This is a genomic window from Agathobaculum ammoniilyticum, assembly GCF_025567315.1.
Lineage (GTDB): Bacteria > Bacillota > Clostridia > Oscillospirales > Butyricicoccaceae > Agathobaculum > Agathobaculum ammoniilyticum.
On record NZ_JAOQJE010000002.1, the window covers coordinates 256,792 to 275,590 of the forward strand.

20 protein-coding genes are annotated in these 18,799 nt (G+C 60.1%); 11 read left to right on the forward strand and 9 right to left on the reverse strand.

Annotated elements, in window-relative coordinates:
- Positions 1-63 precede the first annotated feature (63 nt).
- The 7 genes from OCV66_RS03780 to OCV66_RS03810 all read left to right on the forward strand — a co-directional run bounded on the left by OCV66_RS03780 (position 64) and on the right by OCV66_RS03810 (position 6,644).
- Positions 64-981, forward strand: coding sequence for a substrate-binding domain-containing protein (locus OCV66_RS03780; protein WP_054327438.1), 918 nt, complete (start codon positions 64-66; stop codon positions 979-981).
- 70 nt (positions 982-1,051) lie between these two features.
- Complete coding sequence (gene pstC, locus OCV66_RS03785) at positions 1,052-1,951, forward strand: phosphate ABC transporter permease subunit PstC (protein ID WP_054327439.1); 900 nt, start codon at positions 1,052-1,054, stop codon at positions 1,949-1,951.
- Positions 1,948-2,826, forward strand: a complete 879-nt coding sequence (gene pstA, locus OCV66_RS03790; RefSeq protein WP_054327440.1) for a phosphate ABC transporter permease PstA — start codon at positions 1,948-1,950, stop codon at positions 2,824-2,826. The genes pstC and pstA overlap by 4 nt, the downstream gene beginning before the upstream one ends.
- A 12-nt stretch (positions 2,827-2,838) precedes the next feature.
- On the forward strand, positions 2,839-3,594 hold the full coding sequence (gene pstB, locus OCV66_RS03795; protein ID WP_107631515.1) for a phosphate ABC transporter ATP-binding protein PstB: 756 nt from the start codon (positions 2,839-2,841) through the stop codon (positions 3,592-3,594).
- Positions 3,594-4,241, forward strand: coding sequence for a phosphate signaling complex protein PhoU (gene phoU, locus OCV66_RS03800; RefSeq protein WP_054327441.1), 648 nt, complete (start codon positions 3,594-3,596; stop codon positions 4,239-4,241). The genes pstB and phoU overlap by 1 nt, the downstream gene beginning before the upstream one ends.
- Before the next feature lie 64 nt (positions 4,242-4,305).
- A complete protein-coding gene (locus tag OCV66_RS03805; protein WP_054327442.1) occupies positions 4,306-4,992 on the forward strand; it encodes a response regulator transcription factor in 687 nt (228 codons plus the stop codon).
- The gene (locus OCV66_RS03810) at positions 4,989-6,644 is read left to right on the forward strand and encodes a sensor histidine kinase (RefSeq protein WP_054327443.1); all 1,656 of its coding nucleotides are present in this window, start codon (positions 4,989-4,991) and stop codon (positions 6,642-6,644) included. The genes OCV66_RS03805 and OCV66_RS03810 overlap by 4 nt, the downstream gene beginning before the upstream one ends.
- Positions 6,645-6,678: 34 nt before the next feature.
- On the opposite strand, the gene OCV66_RS03815 is transcribed toward OCV66_RS03810, so the two are convergent.
- Positions 6,679-6,900 carry a helix-turn-helix domain-containing protein gene (locus OCV66_RS03815; protein ID WP_082397158.1) on the reverse strand — a complete coding sequence of 74 codons (222 nt, stop codon included), beginning with the start codon at positions 6,898-6,900 and terminating at the stop codon, positions 6,679-6,681.
- A gap of 107 nt (positions 6,901-7,007) precedes the next feature.
- On the opposite strand from OCV66_RS03815, the gene OCV66_RS03820 reads away from it, so the two are divergent.
- Positions 7,008-7,202, forward strand: coding sequence for a hypothetical protein (locus OCV66_RS03820; protein WP_054327444.1), 195 nt, complete (start codon positions 7,008-7,010; stop codon positions 7,200-7,202).
- Here the strand turns inward: OCV66_RS03820 and nspC are convergent.
- From nspC to speD, 5 genes are read right to left on the reverse strand one after another with little or no spacing between them, the layout of a single operon-like run.
- Positions 7,197-8,327 carry a carboxynorspermidine decarboxylase gene (nspC, locus tag OCV66_RS03825; protein ID WP_054327445.1) on the reverse strand — a complete coding sequence of 377 codons (1,131 nt, stop codon included), beginning with the start codon at positions 8,325-8,327 and terminating at the stop codon, positions 7,197-7,199. The two genes, OCV66_RS03820 and nspC, sit on opposite strands and share 6 nt — an antisense overlap.
- A 1-nt stretch (position 8,328) precedes the next feature.
- Complete coding sequence (locus OCV66_RS03830) at positions 8,329-9,588, reverse strand: saccharopine dehydrogenase family protein (RefSeq protein WP_054327446.1); 1,260 nt, start codon at positions 9,586-9,588, stop codon at positions 8,329-8,331.
- 23 nt (positions 9,589-9,611) lie between these two features.
- Complete coding sequence (gene speE, locus OCV66_RS03835) at positions 9,612-10,469, reverse strand: polyamine aminopropyltransferase (protein WP_147573808.1); 858 nt, start codon at positions 10,467-10,469, stop codon at positions 9,612-9,614.
- A gap of 12 nt (positions 10,470-10,481) precedes the next feature.
- Positions 10,482-11,945 carry an aminotransferase class I/II-fold pyridoxal phosphate-dependent enzyme gene (locus tag OCV66_RS03840; RefSeq protein ID WP_107631517.1) on the reverse strand — a complete coding sequence of 488 codons (1,464 nt, stop codon included), beginning with the start codon at positions 11,943-11,945 and terminating at the stop codon, positions 10,482-10,484.
- A gap of 47 nt (positions 11,946-11,992) precedes the next feature.
- On the reverse strand, positions 11,993-12,757 hold the full coding sequence (gene speD, locus OCV66_RS03845; RefSeq protein ID WP_054327448.1) for an adenosylmethionine decarboxylase: 765 nt from the start codon (positions 12,755-12,757) through the stop codon (positions 11,993-11,995).
- Positions 12,758-13,283: 526 nt separating this feature from the next.
- Between speD and OCV66_RS03850 the strand changes: the two genes are divergently transcribed.
- The 3 genes from OCV66_RS03850 to OCV66_RS03860 all read left to right on the forward strand — a co-directional run bounded on the left by OCV66_RS03850 (position 13,284) and on the right by OCV66_RS03860 (position 15,460).
- Positions 13,284-13,967, forward strand: a complete 684-nt coding sequence (locus tag OCV66_RS03850; protein ID WP_186949553.1) for a peptidoglycan recognition protein family protein — start codon at positions 13,284-13,286, stop codon at positions 13,965-13,967.
- Positions 13,968-14,105: 138 nt separating this feature from the next.
- Complete coding sequence (gene aroF, locus OCV66_RS03855; RefSeq protein ID WP_054327450.1) at positions 14,106-15,125, forward strand: 3-deoxy-7-phosphoheptulonate synthase; 1,020 nt, start codon at positions 14,106-14,108, stop codon at positions 15,123-15,125.
- Complete coding sequence (locus OCV66_RS03860; RefSeq protein ID WP_054327451.1) at positions 15,122-15,460, forward strand: hypothetical protein; 339 nt, start codon at positions 15,122-15,124, stop codon at positions 15,458-15,460. The genes aroF and OCV66_RS03860 overlap by 4 nt, the downstream gene beginning before the upstream one ends.
- Before the next feature lie 43 nt (positions 15,461-15,503).
- Here OCV66_RS03860 and OCV66_RS03865 read toward each other — a convergent pair whose 3' ends face one another.
- The 3 genes from OCV66_RS03865 to OCV66_RS03875 all read right to left on the reverse strand — a co-directional run bounded on the left by OCV66_RS03865 (position 15,504) and on the right by OCV66_RS03875 (position 18,786).
- Positions 15,504-16,625 (reverse strand): DUF362 domain-containing protein, encoded by a 1,122-nt coding sequence (locus OCV66_RS03865; protein ID WP_147573810.1) that lies wholly within the window; start codon positions 16,623-16,625, stop codon positions 15,504-15,506.
- A 383-nt stretch (positions 16,626-17,008) separates the two neighbouring features.
- Positions 17,009-17,842, reverse strand: a complete 834-nt coding sequence (gene pdaA, locus OCV66_RS03870; protein ID WP_054327452.1) for a delta-lactam-biosynthetic de-N-acetylase — start codon at positions 17,840-17,842, stop codon at positions 17,009-17,011.
- A gap of 44 nt (positions 17,843-17,886) precedes the next feature.
- Positions 17,887-18,786: a DMT family transporter gene (locus OCV66_RS03875; protein ID WP_159068154.1), complete on the reverse strand. Its 900-nt coding sequence runs from the start codon at positions 18,784-18,786 to the stop codon at positions 17,887-17,889.
- Between the last annotated feature and the right edge of the window lie 13 nt (positions 18,787-18,799).

Below are 18,799 nucleotides of genomic sequence, written 5' to 3' on the forward strand. Positions count from 1 at the left end.
TAACTTTTTTAATATGGTCTTGTACCAAAAACCAGAACAAAAACAAAAGGAGAAATAGCAGTTATGAAAAAGAGTATATCCCTGTTGCTCGTCGGCCTGATGCTGTGCGGCGCTCTGGCAGGCTGCGGTGGCAGCAACGATTCCTACGGCGCGGACGGCGCGGCCCAGGCGGACAACGGCGGCGAGGCGTCCGGCGTATCCGGCGCGATCACCGTGATTTCCCGCGAGGATGGCTCTGGCACGCGCGGCGCGTTCGTTGAGCTGACCGGCGTGGAGGAAAAGAATGATGCCGGCGAGAAGGTCGATAACACAACCGCCGAGGCGGAGATCGCCAACAAGACCGACGTTGTACTGACGAGCGTTGCCGGCAACGAGAGTGCGATCGGCTATGTTTCGCTCGGTGCGCTGAACGAAACCGTTAAGGCGGTTCAGGTGGACGGCGTGGAAGCCACGGTGGAAAACGTCAAGAGCGGCGATTACACCCTGTCCCGTCCGTTCAACATCGCAACCAAGGGCGAGCCGACCGGCGTTGCCAAGGATTTTATCAACTTCATCATGAGTGCGGAGGGCCAGGCCATCGTTGAGGAAGAGGGCTACATTAAGATCGACGACGCGGCCGCGGCGTTCACTTCGGACGGTTCCTCCGGCCAGATCGCGGTCGGCGGCTCGTCCTCGGTTTCTCCGGTCATGGAAAAGCTGATCGAAGCGTATAAGGCGCTCAACCCGAACGCGCAGATCGAGCTGCAGACCTCGGACTCCACCTCCGGCATGACCGGCGCGATTGACGGCACGTTTGCCATCGGCATGGCGTCCCGCGAGCTGAAGGACGAGGAGACTGCGGAACTGACTGGCACGGCAATCGCGCTGGACGGTATCGCCGTGGTGGTAAATCCGGCGAATACGGTGGAAGACCTGACCATGGATCAGATCAAGGGCATTTACACCGGCGAGATCACCGACTGGTCCGAAGTCGCGGCGTAAAAGATAACCAAACAAGGGAAAACAGGGCGAAATCCGTTTCGCCCTTTCCCACTGTCTATGGGGTGAAAACATGAACGAATCTGCAATCCGCCGGAAGGGCGGCGCGAACCTGCGCGAAACAGTGATGCACGGCGTGTTCTTCCTCTGCGCGCTGGCCTCCATCCTGGCAGTCGCCCTGATCTGTATATTCCTGTTTGCCAACGGCATTCCGGCCATCAAGGAGATTGGCCTGCTGGACTTCCTGACAGGGACGACTTGGAAGCCGGGCAACGATATTTACGGAATCCTGCCGATGATTGTCGGCAGCATTTACATCACGGCGGGCGCGATCATCATTGGCGTGCCGATCGGCCTGCTGACCGCTATTTTCATGGCGTTCTACTGCCCGAAGCGCATCTACGGTATCCTCAAGCCCTGCACCGAGCTGCTGGCCGGCATCCCCTCCATCGTATATGGCTTTTTCGGCATGGTGGTCATCGTGCCGACTGTGCTGGAGGTGGCGAAGCTGTTCGGCTCGAAGATCTCCTCCGGCTCGACCATCCTGTCGGCGTCCATCCTGCTCGGCATCATGATCCTGCCCACCATCATCGGCGTGTCCGAGGCCGCGCTGCGCGCGGTACCCAGCTCGTATTACGAGGGCGCGGTCGCCATGGGCGCGCGGCATGAGCGGGCGGTATTCTCGGTCATGCTGCCAGCAGCAAAATCCGGCGTGCTGGCCGGTATTGTGCTGGGCGTCGGCCGCGCGATCGGCGAAACCATGGCGGTTATCATGGTGGCGGGCAATCAGCCGCGTCTGACCGGCGATTTCCTCAAGGGCATCCGCACGATGACCGCGAATATCGTCATGGAAATGGGCTACGCGAGCGGCCTGCACCGCGAGGCGCTGATTGCGACCGGCGTTGTGCTGTTCGTGTTTATCCTGCTGATTAATCTGGCGTTCTCTGTACTGAAAAGGAGGAAGGACACATGACTACCGTGAAAACGGCCGCCAAGCCGGCCGTAAAGAGCAAGCCGCAGCCGGAGCGTGTGTATGGCAGGGGCAGGGCAGCGGTGCAGAAAGGGCTGGTATACGGCGCGGCGGTGATTACGTTCGCCATGCTGCTGTTCCTGATCGCCTATATCCTGTGGAGGGGCATCCCGAACCTCAAGCCCTCCCTGTTCGCATGGACCTATAATTCGGACAACGTTTCCATGGTGCCGGCCATGATTACAACGGTGGAGATCACGCTGCTCGCGCTGCTGATCGCAGTGCCGTTCGGCCTGTTTACGGCGATTTACCTAAACGAATACGCAAAGCGCGGCAACAAACTGGTAAACGTCATCCGCATCACGACCGAAACGCTTTCCGGCATCCCGTCCATCGTGTACGGCCTGTTTGGCATGCTGTTTTTCGTCACTTACCTGCACTGGGGCTACTCGCTGCTCGCGGGCGCGATGACGCTGGCCATCATGATCCTGCCGCTCATTATGCGCACCGCGGAGGAAGCGCTGATGGCCGTACCGGATTCCTTCCGCGAAGGTTCGTTCGGCCTGGGCGCCGGACGGCTGCGCACAGTGTTCCGCATCGTGCTGCCGAGCGCCATGCCCGGCATCCTGTCGGGCGTTATCCTGGGGATCGGCCGCATCGTGGGCGAAACGGCGGCGCTCATTTTCACCGCGGGTACGATGGCGCAGATCCCCGGCCTGCTGCAGTCCGGACGCACGCTTGCAATCCATATGTACGTCCTATCGGGCGAGGGACTGCACATGAACGAGGCCTATGCGACCGCGGTCGTGCTGCTGGTGGTTGTGCTGCTGATGAACAGCCTGTCCGCGCTGGTGGCAAAAAAGCTGACCAAGAAGTAATCGGAGGATAGCATGAGCGAAAATAAAATTGAAATACGCGGCATGAATCTGCATTACGGCGATTTCCATGCGCTGCATGATATTGACCTAGACATCAAGTCCAATGAGATCACGGCGTTTATCGGCCCGTCCGGCTGCGGCAAATCGACGCTGCTCCGCTCGCTTAACCGGATGAACGATCTGGTCGAGGGCTGCAGGATCACAGGCGATATCCGCCTGGACGGGGAGGACATTTATCACGACTGCGATGTGAACCTGCTGCGTAAGCGCGTGGGCATGGTGTTCCAGAAACCCAACCCGTTCCCCATGTCCATTTACGACAACATCGCCTACGGCCCGCGCACGCATGGCGTCAAAAGCCGCGTGCAGCTGGACGAGATCGTGGAGCGCTCGCTGCGCGGCGCCGCGATCTGGGAGGAGACAAAGGACTGCCTGAAGAAATCCGCGCTGTCCATGTCGGGTGGCCAGCAACAGCGCATCTGTATTGCACGCGCGCTCGCGGCGGAGCCGGAGGTGCTGCTCATGGACGAGCCGACCTCCGCTCTCGATCCGATCTCCACCTCCAAGATCGAGGACCTTGTATTGGAACTGAAAAAGGATTATACTATCGTTATGGTGACGCATAATATGCAGCAGGCCACCCGCGTATCGGATACGACCGCGTTTTTCCTGCTCGGCGAGATCGTCGAGGTCGGAGACACGGAGCAGCTTTTCTCCATGCCTAAGGACAAGCGCACCGAGGACTACATTACGGGGAGGTTCGGCTGATGAGAAACCGTTTCGACACACAGCTCGTCGAACTGAACAACGAGCTGATCGCCATGGGGGCACTGTGCGAGAACACGATTGCCAGCGCGGTCAAGTCGCTGCTGACGGGCGACGCCAAGCTCGCCGCCTCCGCCATCCGCATTGACCAGGAGATCGACCGCAAGGAGCGCGAGATTGAATCCATGTGCCTCAAGCTCCTGCTGCAGCAGCAGCCGGTGGCAAGCGACCTGCGCCTGATCTCCGCGGTACTGAAAATGATCACGGATATCGAGCGCATCGGCGACCAGGCGAGCGATATCGCCGAAATCGTCACCTACCTGTCCGGTGCGTGCAGCCATAACGAGCATATCGAGCAGATGGCGCAGGCCACCATCAAAATGGTGACGGACAGCCTGGATGCGTTCGTGCGCCGCGACCTGACGCTGGCGTGGAGCGTGATAGAATACGACGACGTGGTTGACGACCTGTTCGCACAGTGCAAGCAGGACCTGATCGCGGATATTGCCAAAAATCCGGAGGAGGGCGAGCGCGTGCTCGATATCCTGATGATCGCCAAGTATCTGGAGCGTATCGGCGACCACGCGACCAATATCGCCGAGTGGGTGGAATTCTCCATCACCGGCGCGCACAAGTCCGCGCACGACTGAGGTCTGCCGGCGCAAGAATCTGTTGGAAATGCGGCCGCGGGCGCGGCCGACAAGGAGGAAACGCATGATTTACTGCGTGGAGGACGACGCCGGCATACGGGAGCTGGTCGTCTATACGCTGCAGAATACGGGGCTGGAGGCGCGGGGCTTCGCCGATGGCGAAGCCCTGTTCGCCGCTTTGCGGGAGCAGAAGCCCGACCTGCTGCTGCTCGACATCATGCTGCCCGGCGAGGACGGCATCTCCATCCTGCGCCGCCTGCGGGCGGTGCGGGAAACCGCAAAGCTTCCCGTAATCCTGCTTACGGCGAAAAATACCGAATACGATAAGGTGGTTGGCCTGGACAGCGGCGCGGACGACTACGTCGCCAAGCCCTTCGGCATGATGGAGCTGGTCGCGCGCATCCGCGCGGTGCTGCGCCGCACCCAGGACAGCCCGCCCGGCGAGGGCGGCGGCCGTCCGCTGGTGGCGGGGAGCATTTGCGTGGACGAGCGGGCGCACAGCGTCCATGTAGGCGCGGACGAGGTGCAGCTTACGCTGAAGGAATACCAGCTCCTCTGCCTGCTGATGAAAAACCAGGGCGCGGTGCTGACGCGCGACGTGCTGCTGGAAAACATCTGGGGATACGGGAATGAGAGCGAGACGCGCACGGTAGACGTGCATATCCGGACGCTGCGGCAGAAGCTGGGCGCGGGCGGCGCGCTGATCGAAACCGTGCGCGGCGTGGGCTACCGGATGGGGGAAACCCGATGAGAAAGCGCGTCTTTGGAAGCATTTTTCTGACCGCGCTGGTCACGCTGCTGCTGACCGCGTCGCTGCTGCTGGCGGCGGTGCATTCCGGCCTGTCGGGTAACGCGCGCGAGCGGCTCGCGGGCGAGTGCGGCTACATCGCGCGCATTGCCGAGCGCGGGGACCGCGCCGCGCTGGAGGAGATCGGCCAAAGCTATACCGACCGCATCACGCTGGTCAGCGCGGACGGCGCGGTGCTTTATGATAACCAGGGCGACGAGGACAGCATGGAGAACCATCGGGAGCGGCCGGAGATCGAACAGGCCCTGCGGGACGGCGTCGGGGCGTCCAGCCGCCTGTCGGACACGCTCTCCCAACAGACCTATTATTACGCGCAGCGCCTGCAGGACGGCACGGTGCTGCGCGTGGCCTCGACTGCGGACAGCGCGTTCGGCGCGCTGTCCGCGGCGTCGCCGTGGATCGTGCTGATCGTGCTGCTGGCGCTGCTGGTGGCGGCGTTGCTCGCAAGCTGGCTGACTCATGTGTTCCTCGCGCCGATCGTGGCGCTCGACCTGCACGACCCGCTCAAGAACGACGCATACGACGAACTTTCCCCCCTGCTGCAGCGCATGGCCAAGCAGAACCGCAGGATAGAAGCGCAGATGTCCGAACTCAAGCGCCGGCAGGCCGAATTTGACGACGTTACGGCGCGCATGGACGAGGGGCTGGTGCTGTTTTCCGCGATGGGCGACATCCTGTTCGCAAACCGCGCGGTGCGCGCCCTGTTTCCCAAGGACAGCGCCTCCGGCGGCTATCTGACACTGTGCCGCGATCCGGAATACGTCCGTGTGGTTGAGGAAGCGCTCGGCGGCGAGAGCGCGCACGGGCGGATGGAAAAGGACGGCCGCGTGTACTCGCTGACCGCCAGCTCGGTCGCAGGGGAGGGGCAGAGCCATGCGGCGGTGCTGTTCGTGGTGGACAGCACCGAGCGCGACCAGGCTGAGCGCCAGCGGCAGGAATTCACCGCCAACGTGTCGCATGAGCTGAAAACCCCGCTGACCAGCATCATGGGCTATGCGGAGATCATGGAGAACGGCATCGTCAAGCCGGAGGATGTCGCGCCCTTTGCGGGCAAGATACGCGCCGAGGCGGTGCGCCTGCTGACGCTGATCGAGGATATTATCCGCCTGTCCCAGCTTGACGAGGGCGGCGCGCCGGCCCCGTTTGAGCCGGTGGAGCTGCTGGCGCTCTGCGGCACGGTGCGCGACCGGCTGCAGCACAAGGCGGCGGCGCACAAGGTTACGCTGGCCGTGACGGGGAAGCCGGTCACGGCGCAGGCGCAGCGCCGCACGCTCGAACAGATGGTATTCAACCTTGCGGACAACGCGGTTGCGTATAACAGGGCGGGCGGCAGCGTGACGATAGAAGCCGGAGCGGAGGGCGGCGCGCCCTTTATTCGGGTGTCGGATACCGGCATTGGCATTGCGCCCGCGGACCAGGCGCGGGTGTTTGAGCGGTTTTACCGCGTGGACAAGAGCCACAGCAAGATGACCGGCGGCACCGGCCTGGGGCTGTCGATCGTCAAGCACGGCGCGGCGCTGCACCATGCGAAAATTGAACTGCAGAGCGCGCTGGGTGTGGGGACAACCATCACCCTGCGTTTCCCGAAAGCATAAAAAAAGAGCTGCCATGCGGCAGCTCTTTTTTTGGTTATTCAGGAGGGAGCGGCTCGGAATAATCAGTTAAACCGAGCAGGTATTCCAGATTGACATGGTAAAACCGCGATAATTTGATTAGGATAGGAAGCGGAATTTTTCTTACATCATTTTCATAATTGCTGTAAGTGTTTTGCGATATATTTAAATATGTTGCAATTTCGTCTTGCGTGAGGCTACGGATTTTTCGCAATTCTTTAATTCGGTAAAAATACATTTAGAAACTTCTTTCATATGTAATTTATCTCGTGATGAGATATTGACATTTATCTCAATATGAGATAAAATTATATCAGATTCCAAAACAAGAGGGGGTGCCGCAATTTGGAAGCTCCACGGACACCCGATATCTTTTCGTCCTATTCGGAAAAGCAGCGGCAGGAATCCATATACCGGACCATCTATATCAGAAAAGAATATGCCGCCCAAATTGAAAAGCTCGCGGTACGGCACGGCATTAGCTGGAACCGCGCCGCCGTCCTGATCCTGCAAAGCTATCTGGACGGTATAGCCTTATGACAGGCGCCCCTTGAAATCCTCATAATCAAACATCCGTATTACCTCGTCCGTGCCGTCCGCGCGGCGCATGGCGATCAGCGGCAGCGGCACACCGTTGAAAGTGTTGGTTTTGACCATCGTGTACAGCGCCATATCCTCAAATACCACTTGGTCGCCCGGGCGCAGCGTGTTATCGAACGAGTATTCGCCGATCACATCGCCCGCCAGACAGGAACGGCCGGTGAGCAGATAGGTGAACGCCTTTTTGCCCGGCTCGCCCGAACGCCATACCGGCGGGCGGTAGGGCATTTCCAGCACATCCGGCATGTGGCAGGCCGCGGAGGTATCCAGTATTGCGATTTCGGCATGGTTGTGCATGACCTCAAGCACGGTTGAGATCAGCCAGCCCGCATTCAGCACCACCGCTTCGCCCGGCTCCAGATAAATCTGCACGCCGTATTTTTCGCGCAGGCGGTTGACGCACTGGACGAGCGTTTCCACGTCGTAATCGTCGCGCGTAATATGGTGGCCGCCACCGAGGTTGAGCCACTTCATGCCCTCCATGTATTTCCCGAAGCGTTCCTCGAACGCATCAACCGTGCGGACGAGGTCGTCCGCGTTCTGCTCACACAGGGTGTGGAAGTGGAAGCCCTCGATGCCGTCCAGCAGCTCGGGCTGGAAGTTTTCCAGCGTGACGCCGAGCCGCGAGGTCGGGCCGCAGGGGTCGTACATCGCGTGCGCCGCGGGCTGGGTCGAGCATTCGGGGTTGAGCCGCAGGCCGCAGCTTTTGCCCGCCGCGCGCGCTAAATTGCCGTAAGCCTTCCACTGGTGGAAGGAGTTGAACACAATATGGTCGGCGTACTGCAAAAGCTCCTGAAATTCGCCCTCCGCGTAGGCGGGGGAGTAGACGTGCGTTTCGCCGCCGAATTCCTCCCTGCCGAGGCGGGCTTCAAACAGGCCGGAGGCGGTCGTACCCGCGAGATACTCGCGCAGCAGCGGGTACGCCGAAAACATGGAAAATGCCTTCTGCGCGAGCAGGATCTTCGCGCCCGTGCGGTCGGCCACGTCGCGCAGCACGGCAAGGTTCTGCACGAGCCGGTTTTCATCCACAAGGAAGCAGGGCGTGGGCAGTTCGGTAAATCTCATGTCAGTCCACCAAAACGGGGTTGCCGTTTACCTGCCACGGCAGGCCCCACTTGTTCAGGGCCTCCATATACGGGTCGGGGTCAAACTCCTCGACCGTGTATACGCCGGGCTTGGACCACTTGCCGGTCATCAGCATGGCCGCGCCGATCATGGCCGGCACGCCGGTGGTGTAGCTGATGGCCTGCGAGCCGACCTCGCGGTAGCAGGCCTCGTGGTCGCACACGTTATAGATATAGGCGGTCTTTTCCTTGCCGTCCTTCTTGCCGGTGAAGATGCAGCCGATGTTGGTCTTGCCCTTGGTGCGCGGGCCGAGGGTCGCAGGGTCGGGCAGCAGCGCCTTGAGGAACTGGATCGGCACGATCTGATGCCCCTCGAACTCGATCGGTGTGGTGGACAGCATGCCGACGTTCTCCAGGCACTTCATGTGGGTCAGGTAGGACTGGCCGAAGGTCATGAAAAAGCGGATGCGCTTGACATTCGGGATGTTTTTGGCCAGCGACTCGATTTCCTCATGGTGGAGCAGGTACATGTCCTTGCGGCCGACCTGGTCGAAGTCGTACTCGCGCTTGATGGACATGGCGGGGATTTCGACCCAGTGGCCGTCCTCCCAGTAGGAGCCGGGCGCGGAAACCTCGCGCAGGTTGATCTCGGGATTGAAGTTGGTGGCGAACGGGTAGCCGTGGTCGCCGCCGTTGCAGTCCAGAATGTCAATGGTGTCGATCTGGTCGAACAGGTGCTTCTGAGCATAGGCGCAGTAGGCCTGCGTCACGCCCGGGTCGAAGCCCGAGCCTAACAGCGCGGTCAGGCCGGCCTTTTCGAACTTCTCCTTGTACGCCCACTGCCAGGAGTAGTCGAAATAGGCGGTGAAGCCCGCCTCTCTGCAGCGCTTCTCGTAGATCGCGCGCCACGCGGGATCGTCGGTGTCCTCCGGCTCGTAGTTGGCGGTGTCCATATAGTTGACGCCGCACTTGAGGCACGCGTCCATGATGGTCAAATCCTGATAGGGCAGGGCAATGTTCATCACGATGTCCGGCTTGTATTCGTCGATCAGCGCGCACAGCTCGTCCACGTTGTCCGCGTCCACCTTGGCGGTGCGGATTTTGGTGGGGGTGCGCCCCTCAAGCTGTTCCTTGATCGCGTCGCACTTGGATTTGGTGCGCGAGGCGATCATGATTTCCTCAAAAACGTCGCTGTTCTGGCAGCATTTGTGGATGACCACGCCGGCCACGCCGCCGCAGCCGATGATAAGGGCTTTTCCCATGGTGTTGTCCTCCTTGTGAGTCGTTATTCTTCTACTTTTTCCAAAAGCCGTTGCACATAATTGGGCAGGTAGAACGCGCCATTGTGCAGGTTGGTGTTGTAATAGCGGGTTTCGATGCCGCGGGCGTTCCAGTCGTCCGCCTTGAGGTCGCGCACCGGATGAACCCCGCGCGAGGAAAACCCAAACAGCCAGTGGCCGGAGGGGTAGGTGGGGATGTGCGCCTGGAACAGGCGCGACAGCTCGAACGAATGCACAATGTTGCGGTGCGCGCGCTGGCAGGCGAGCGCGTCGCCCTTGTAGAACGGGCTTTCGTGCTGGTTGACCAGCACGCCGTGCGCCCTGAGCGCCTTGTAGCAGTTGCCGTAGAACTCCATCGTAAACAGGCCCTCGCCCGGGCCGAAAGGGTCGGTCGAGTCGATGATGATGAGGTCGTACTCGTCCTCGATGCGGCGGATGTACTTCAGCCCGTCCTGATAGAGGATGTGTACGCGCGGATCGTCCAGACTGCACGCCACGGTCGGCAGGTATTCCCTGCACACCGCGACCACGCGCTCGTCGATCTCGACCAGGTCGATATGCTCGATGTGTGGATATCGGCACAGCTCACGCACGCAGCCGCCGTCGCCCCCGCCGATGACGAGCACCTTTCTGACCGTCTCGCCCAGCACGGCAAGCGGGACATGCACCATCATCTCGTGGTAGATGAATTCGTCGCGCTCGGTCAGCATCATATAGCCGTCGAGCGTCAAAAAACGGCCGAACTCCTCGCATTCGAACACGTCGATGCGCTGGAAGTCGCTCTGCTCGGTGTAAAGCTGCCGGTCGACCTGGATTGCCAGACCGACGGTCGGCGCGTGCATTTCGGTAAAGGTCAATTGCATAACACAGACTCCTTAATTGGCTGCGGGGCTGATAATACCGCGGATGACCTGTAGGCTGTCCACATTCGGGTCCTCGGTGCCGAGCAGCATACAGTTTTTCTCCTTGGCGTAGCGGATGTAGTCGAGGATCTCGCGGGTGATGCGCTCGCCCGGGGCGAGGATGGGAATGCCCGGCGGGTAGCACATGACGAACTCCGCGCAGATGCGGCCGACGCTTTCCGCCAGCGGGACGCCCTGCTTTTCCGCATAGAAAGCCTCCTGCGGCGCGGCCACCACCTGCGGGGAGATGTACTCCTGCCGCATGAGCGTGGCCTTGTCGCGCTTGTAGCGGCGGCGGATGTCGGACAGAGCGGCCACAAAGCGCTCGAGGTCGCGCTCGCGGTCGCCGACCGAAACATAGGCCAGCAGGTTGCCAAGGTCGCCGAATTCGGTCTGGATGTCGTAAAAGTCGCGCAGGATATCATATACTTCAATGCCGGCAAGCCCCACGTCCAGCGTGTTGACCGCGAGCTTGGTCACATCGAAATCGAAAACCGTGTCGCCGTTGATCAGCTCGCGGCCGTAGGCGTAGTAGTCGCCGATCTGATTGATCTCATCGCGGGCGTACTCGGTCAGGCGGGTGACCTTGCGGAAGATATCCTTTCCGTACAGCGCCAGGTTCTTGCGCGAGATATCCAGGCTGACCATCAGCAGGTAGGAACCCGAGGTGGTCTGCGTCAGGTTGATGATCTGGCGCACATATTCCGCGTTCACCGACGGGCCGCACAGCAGGAAGCTCGACTGTGTCAGCGAGCCGCCCGACTTGTGCATGGAAACCGAGGCGAGGTCCGCGCCCGCGGCCATCGCGGAGACGGGCATGTCCTCGCCAAAGTAGAAATGCGTGCCGTGCGCCTCATCCGCGAGCACCTTCATGCCCCTGGCGTGCGCCAGACGGACGATCTCACGGATATCCGAGCAGATACCGTAGTAGGTGGGGTTGTTGACCAGCACCGCCTTGGCGGAGGGGTGCTTTTCGATCGCGGCCGCGACGTCCGCGACCGACATGCCCAGCGAGATGCCCAGCCGCTCGTTGGTCTGCGGGTTGACGTACACCGGTACCGCGCCGGTAAGCACGAGCGCGTTGATGACCGAACGGTGGACGTTGCGGGGCAGGATGATCTCGTCCCCGCGCCCCACGACCGAAAGGATCATCGACTGCACGCTCGAGGTCGTGCCGCCGACCATCAGGAACGCATGGGCCGCGCCGAAAGCCTCGGCGGCCAGCTCCTCCGCCTCACGGATGACGCTGACCGGATGGCACAGGTTGTCCAGCGGCTTCATGGAGTTGACGTCCACGGTCATGCACTGTTCCCCGAGGAATTTTGTCAGCTCGGGATTGCCGCGTCCGCGTTTATGCCCGGGGACATCAAACGGGACGATACGCATATCCTTAAAATGTTCGAGCGCCTCCTTGATGGGCGCGCGGGACTGGTCCATAGCTTTGCCTTCTTTCACATACGGAAGCGCGGAAAGCCTCCGGTACGTCAGTAGATGTTTTTGCCGCTGAAGATCTCGATCATCTCGCGGCGCAGGTCGGAATGGATTTTGAGCCGCGTCTTGGGCGGCAGCTCGTAGATATCGGTGTTGAACAGGTAGTTCTGCAGGTCAACCTCCTTGAGCAGCATGCGGGTGTGGAACAGGTTGGCCTGGTACACGTTCACATCGTAAGCGTCGTACAGGTCGAGTGTGTGCGGGTCGATGAAATCCTGGATCGAGGTCATCTGGTGGTCCATGAACAGCTTTTTCCCCTCGATATCGCGGGTAAAGCCACGTACGCGGTAGTCCATGGTGATGATATCCGAATCGAACGAGTCGATCAGGTAATCGAGCGTGGACAACGGCGTGATCTCGCCGCAGGTCGCCACGTCGATATCCACGCGGAACGTGGCAAGGCAGGTGTCCGGATGGTATTCCGGATAGGTATGCACGGTGACATGGCTTTTGTCCAGATGCGCCACGATGGTATCCGGCTCGGGCGCGGGCTTCATATGCTCCTCCGCGATCAGGAAGGTGACGGAGGCGCCCTGCGGGTCGTAATCCTGTTTGGAGATATGCAGCACATGCGCGCCGATCATCTCGGTCACGCGCTCCAGAATGCCGGTCAGCCGCTCGGAGTTGTACTGCTGGTCGATGTAGGCGATATAGTCGCGCTGCTCGCGCTCGGTTTTGGCATAGCATACGTCGTAAATGTTGAACGACAGCGCCTTGGTCAGGTTGTTGAACCCGTACAGTTTCAGCTTGTTTTGCATACCGGTAATCCTCACAATTAAAAAATCCTCAAGCGAGGTGTCCGCGCGCGGCCATCTCAGCTTGAGGAATGCAATCTCTCTTCCGTTCGGGCAAATGCCCGCAACGGCTCTGTCTGTGGAAGAGGAAAGAGTCTATATAGCAAGAATTTACTTTTACTACTCTTATTGATTGTTTCACAAGTGTGATGCGCCCACGGCACACGGCTTTTAAGCAGCCAACTTATAAAATTCAATAAGGCAACAAAGTTGCCATGTTCGGCATTTGACCCGGCTGTCCGTATGGCCTTGGCTCCCCTTTGGGACAAAGGGGGCGGTCAAAGAATTCTGCTGGTAAAGGCTTTGCCTCTCCGAGTAAATATAATTATATCGCACGAAACGCCGGAATGCAAGTTTTTCTTACAGGAATTCCGCGGGGGAAAGCGAGGTTTTTTATGGGAATAAAAAGTTTACATCCATGCCTTTGAAAAAGCTGTCGAAACGTAGTACAATAGAACCACTGGAACGAGGGATAGGGAGAGCGGACGGATTGAAGATTGCAGGGTTTTACAGTGGGAAAAAAGGGAAAAAGCGGCCGAACCGCCGGCCGCTGCTGCTGGCGGTGCTGCTGCTGGCGTCGTTTGCCGCCGGTATGCTGACGCATCGGGCGATCAGCCGGCCGCCGCAGCCGGACGCGGGGCTCAGCTATATTGAGGACATACCGGTCTATACGGACTTCCTGCCGGAGGGGAGCCGCGCGCGGCCCGGGGAAAAACGCGAGATCAAATACCTCGTCATCCACGAAACGGATAATTTTTCCGCGGGCGCGACCGCTGCCGCGCATAACTCATTCATCCACCAGAACGCCGACGCGCAGGAAAATATCGTTTCCTGGCATTACACCGTGGACGACCACGAAATATACCATCACCTGCCGGACGACGAAACCGCGTACCATGCGGGCGACCAGATGAAAAGGAACGGCGGCAACAAAAACGGCGTCGGGATCGAAATGTGCGTCAACGAGGACGGCAACTATGAGCAGACGTTAATCAACACCGAAAAACTGTGCGCGCGCCTGCTGCTCGAATACGGTCTGGGTCCGAAGGCGCTGCGCAAGCATGAGGACTTTTCCGGAAAAGTCTGTCCGGCCCGTTTGATTGGAGACGGACGCTGGGAGGAATTCTGCACGGCGGTGGAACAGCGCTATGTGGAGCTGAAAGCCGCGCGGTAAAGGTTAGCATTTTACAACCTCGTGCAAAACCCGACCAAAGAAACAGGGCGATTTGTAGTAAATCGCCCTTTCTTTTTGGGCATTTTGGTGGTATACTGCAAAGGCTTATAATTTTAACTGATAAAGGAGTGAACCAAAATGATCGTTATACTCAAGCAGAATAGCGATAAGGAACGTGTAGACCGTTTGATGCAGCATTTTAAGGATATGGGGCTTACGATCCACTATTCTCAGGGCGAGAACACCACGATCTTTGGCCTGGTCGGCGACACCACCAAACTGGACGAAGGGGACATCATGGCCTATGACGTGGTCGAGCGCGTGCAGCGTGTGACCGAGCCATTCAAGGCCGTCAACCGCAAATTCCACCATGAGGATACGGTCATTGAGGTTGCGGGGCGCAGGATCGGCGCGGGATACTTCAACGTGATGGCGGGACCCTGCTCGGTCGAGAGCGAGGCGCAGATCGTGGAGGTGGCCGAAGCGGTCAAGCGGGCGGGCGCGTCCTTCCTGCGTGGCGGCGCGTTCAAGCCGCGCACCTCGCCGTACTCCTTCCAGGGGCTTGAGGACGAGGGCCTGAAGCTCCTTTTGGAGGCCAAGCGCCAGACCGGCCTGCCGGTTGTAACCGAGATCATGAGCGAAAAGCACCTCGACCTGTTCGCGGATGTGGACATCATCCAGCTCGGCGCACGCAATATGCAGAATTTCATGTTGCTCAAGGAGCTGGGCCGGTCGGATAAGCCTATCCTGCTCAAGCGCGGCCTGTCCGCGACGATGGAGGAATTCCTGATGGCGGCGGAGTACATCTTCGCGGGCGGCAACACCAACGTCATCCTGTGCGAGCGCGGCATCCGCACGTTTGAAAAGATGATCCGCAACAATCTGGACATCTCCGCGGTGCCGCTGGTCAAGATATTCAGCCACCTGCCGGTGATCGTCGACCCGTCGCACGCCGCGGGCCGCCGCGATATGGTACAGCCGCTCTCGCGCGCCGCAATCGCCGCCGGCGCGGATGGCCTGATTATCGAGGCGCATAACGACCCCAAAAACGCGCTGTGCGACGGGGCGCAGTCGCTCGACCTGCCGCAGTTCGACGCGGTCATGCAGGACATCAGACGCCGCGCCGCGTTCGAAGGGCGGGAGATGATGCCGCAGTGAAGGACTTTGTGCGGTTCGGTGTCATTTTAAACCGAATGGCAAGCATGACGGGCTGGGTGCTGTGCCTGGCGTTGCTCCGCGACCCGCGGGAGCGGTCGGCCGTCGGCTTCGTACTGCTGCTCGGCTGGACGTTTTTACAGACCATTGGGGTGCTCGGGTTTGCGGCGCGCTGGCTACTCGGCCGCCTGGACGAAAGCGAGGAAAAAGTGTGGGGTACGGCAGATAAGCTGCGTGCGCATCTGGGTGAGCGCAAAGCCAAAGGCGTATACGCCGCGATATACGCTGCCATGCTGGCGGTAAAGCTCGCGCTGCCCGTCGGATTGAATCAAATATGAAAAAAGCGAGGCGGATGCCTCGCTTTTTGCTTGATGTTTGCGTTTAGATTTTGATGAGTTCGTATTCCCGCGTGCCGAGGCCGAGCTTCTCGCCATGCTCGAGCGCGGACTGCCAGTTCGTATCCGGATGGGCGGCGTGGAAGTGGTCGTGCGCGTCGTCAATATGGTGCCGCTCGTGCGCGTCGCGGAGCAGGCTGTCCGGATTGACCGGCGCGGCGTTGACCGCGTCCACGCAGGCCTGGTCGAGCGCGATCGGGTCAAAGGACGCAAACATGCCGACATTCGGCACGATCGGCACGTCGTTCTCCGCGTGGCAGTCGCAGTTGGGCGACACGTCGATAACAAGCGAGATATGGAAGCAGGGGCGCCCGTCCACGACCGCCTTGGTGTACTCCGCGATCTTGCGGTTCAGGACGATGTTGGATTCATCATAGCCGCAGCCGATCGCGTCGGTCGGGCAGACGCCGATGCAGCGGCCGCAGCCCACGCATTTGTCATGATCGATATGCGCCTTTTTATCCGTGATGGTAATAGCGTCGTGCGCGCAGATGCGCGTACACATGCCGCAGCCCACGCAGGGGGACGGATCGACCTGCGGCTTGCCCGCGTTGTGCTGCTCCATTTTGCCCGCGCGTGAGCCGCAGCCCATGCCGATGTTCTTCAGACAGCCGCCGAAGCCCGAAGACTCGTGGCCCTTGAAGTGGGTCAGCGAAATAAATACGTCCGCGTCCATAATAGCCTGTCCGATCTTGGCTTCCTTGACGTATTCTCCGCCCTCGACCGGCACATACGCCTCGTCCGTGCCTTTCAGCCCGTCCGCAATGATGACGTGGCAGCCGGTCGTGAACGGGCTGAAGCCGTTGAGGTAAGCGGAGTCCAGATGGTCGAGCGCGTTCTTGCGCCCGCCGACGTACAGGGTGTTGCAGTCGGTCAGGAACGGCTTGCCGCCGCGCTCACGGACAAAATCCGCGACGGTTTTGGCCCAGTTCGGCCGGAGATAGGCGAGGTTGCCCGGCTCGCCGAAATGGATCTTGATGGCGGTGAATTTCTTGTCGAAATCAATGGTTCCCATGCCCGCGGTTTTGAGCAGGCGGGTCAGCTTTTGCTGAAGGTTTTCGGTCAGCGTGGCGCGGAAGTCCGCGAAATAGACCTTGGCCTTTTCCATGATGGAATCATCCTTTCTTGTCTTACTTGCCCATGATGATAGTATAGCACAAAAAGGGGGGCAAAACAAGCGGATGGGGCGCATAGAGGGGAGAATATGGCAGAAAAAGGCGCGCGGCGCGCGCCTTTTTCTGCCTACCGCCCGCCCGAATGCTCCAGACAGCTTTTGAGCAGGGCTGTGACAACATGGTTCCAGCTCGTATTATTTTGAATGGCGATTTGTTCAATCTGGTTCGCAAGGGATTTTTCGATGTAAATGGTTTTATAAATTGATTCTGGGCGGGACGGTAAAGGAGGGATAATAACTTTCAAAGCACTCACCTCAGTCAAGTATAACGCAAAATTGTTGGAGAAGTGCTTTTTGTGTCAAAATGACACCAAAAATCAGGTTAAGTCGGCCAGGCTCCCGAACGTGTACCCCTCGCCCTCCCATTTGGTGAGCAGCTCGTCAAGGATGCGCGCATTCGTCTCGCTCGTCGAGTGCAGCAGGACGATCGCGCCGTTGTGGATGCGCGGCAGCAGCTTAGAGAACGCCTGTTCGTCGGTCGGCTGGTTGTCGGTATACCAGTCAACATAGGCCAGCGACCAGAACACAGTCGTATAGCCCAGCTCCTGCGCCTGCCTGAGGTTCTCCTCGCTGAATTTGCCCTGCGGGGGACGGTAGAACCGCTGCATCGGCTGGCCGGTCAGGGCGGTGAACTTTTCCTCAAGGCCGGTGATCTCCGCCTGGAATGAATCCATATCTGCAATCTTTGACATATCGGGATGGTGCAGCGTGTGGTTGCCCACGATATGCCCCTCGTCCACCATGCGCTTTACCAGATCGGGCGCGGTGTCGATAAAATTGCCCACCACGAAAAAGCACGCCGGCGCGTTGTGCTTCTTCAGCGCGTCCAGAATGGCGGGCGTGTTGCCGTTTTCGTAGCCCGCGTCAAAGGTCAGGTAGATCGTCTTTTGGGAGGTGTCGCCCACATAGTAGGCGTCCCACTGGCGGAGCGTATCCGCGGATACGTTACCGACGGGCGGCTGCCCCTCGGTTTGGAACGACAGACCCCAGTCGCTGACCGACGCGGGAACCGCGGCCTCGGTTTCAGCGTTTGCCTGCGCGGCGGGCGCATCGGCCTGTGGCAGCAGGAAGAACAGCACGGCAAGCGTAACGCATACGCCGGCCGCCGCGCCGATGCGGCAAAGCGTGTCGCGGGTAATGGTAATGAACATAAATAAACGCCCCCTCGGTGTAAAGTATGCCGGGGGGACGCGGCTTATTCCGAATTCTGCGGCCGGAGGCGGCGCACAAAGGCGAACTGCGTTTCGCCCGCGAGAATGCCGGTAAAAATGAGCAGGAAGCCCGTTAGCATGCGGCCAGTGACCGTTTCGCCGTAAAAGACAACCGAGCAGGCCACACCGAACACGGATTCGAGCGAAAGCAGCAGGGAGGCCTGCGGGGGATCGACATGCTGCTGGCCATAGGCCTGCAGGGACAGGCAGAGCGCCGAAGCGGTCAGGCCGAGGACGACCAGGCTCGCCCACGCGCCTGCGGTCGGCGGCGCATAGGGGGCGGCGCCGGTCAGTGCGCACACGCCCCAGCACATCAGCGCCGCCGCGCCGAGCTGGCCGATGGTCAGCGGCACAGGCTCGCAGCCCTGCTCCACCATATAGCCGACGGAAAGGATGTTGAGCGCGAACGCCGCCGCGCTGAGCAGGGTGGCGAAGTCCCCGGGCGAGATGGTCATGGCCTCGGTGACCGAAAGCAGTCCGATGCCGAGGATGCACAGGCCGGCGGCGGCGAACTGCCAGCCGGTCGGCCGGCGGCGCAGCGCGGCCCAGCCGAGGAACGGCACCAGCACGCAGTAAGCCGCGGTCAGGAAAGCGGACTTGCCGGGCGAGGTGTCCCAGTGCAGGCCAAGGGTCTGCAGCAGATAGGCAGCGGTCTGCGTCGCGCCGGTGATAAGGGAGGCGGCCAGATATCTGCGGCCGCGCAGCACGCCCAGCCGCCCGCGGAACAGTAGCGCGAGCGCCGCCGCGCCTACCGTGAACCGCACGGCCATGAGCAGGGCGGGCGGGAAGACGGCGGCGGCTTCCTTCATAACGAAAAACGTGCTGCCCCAGATGAACGCGGTGAGCAGCAGCGCGGATTTTGCTTTGGCCTGTGTGGAGTGCATGGGCATATCGCCT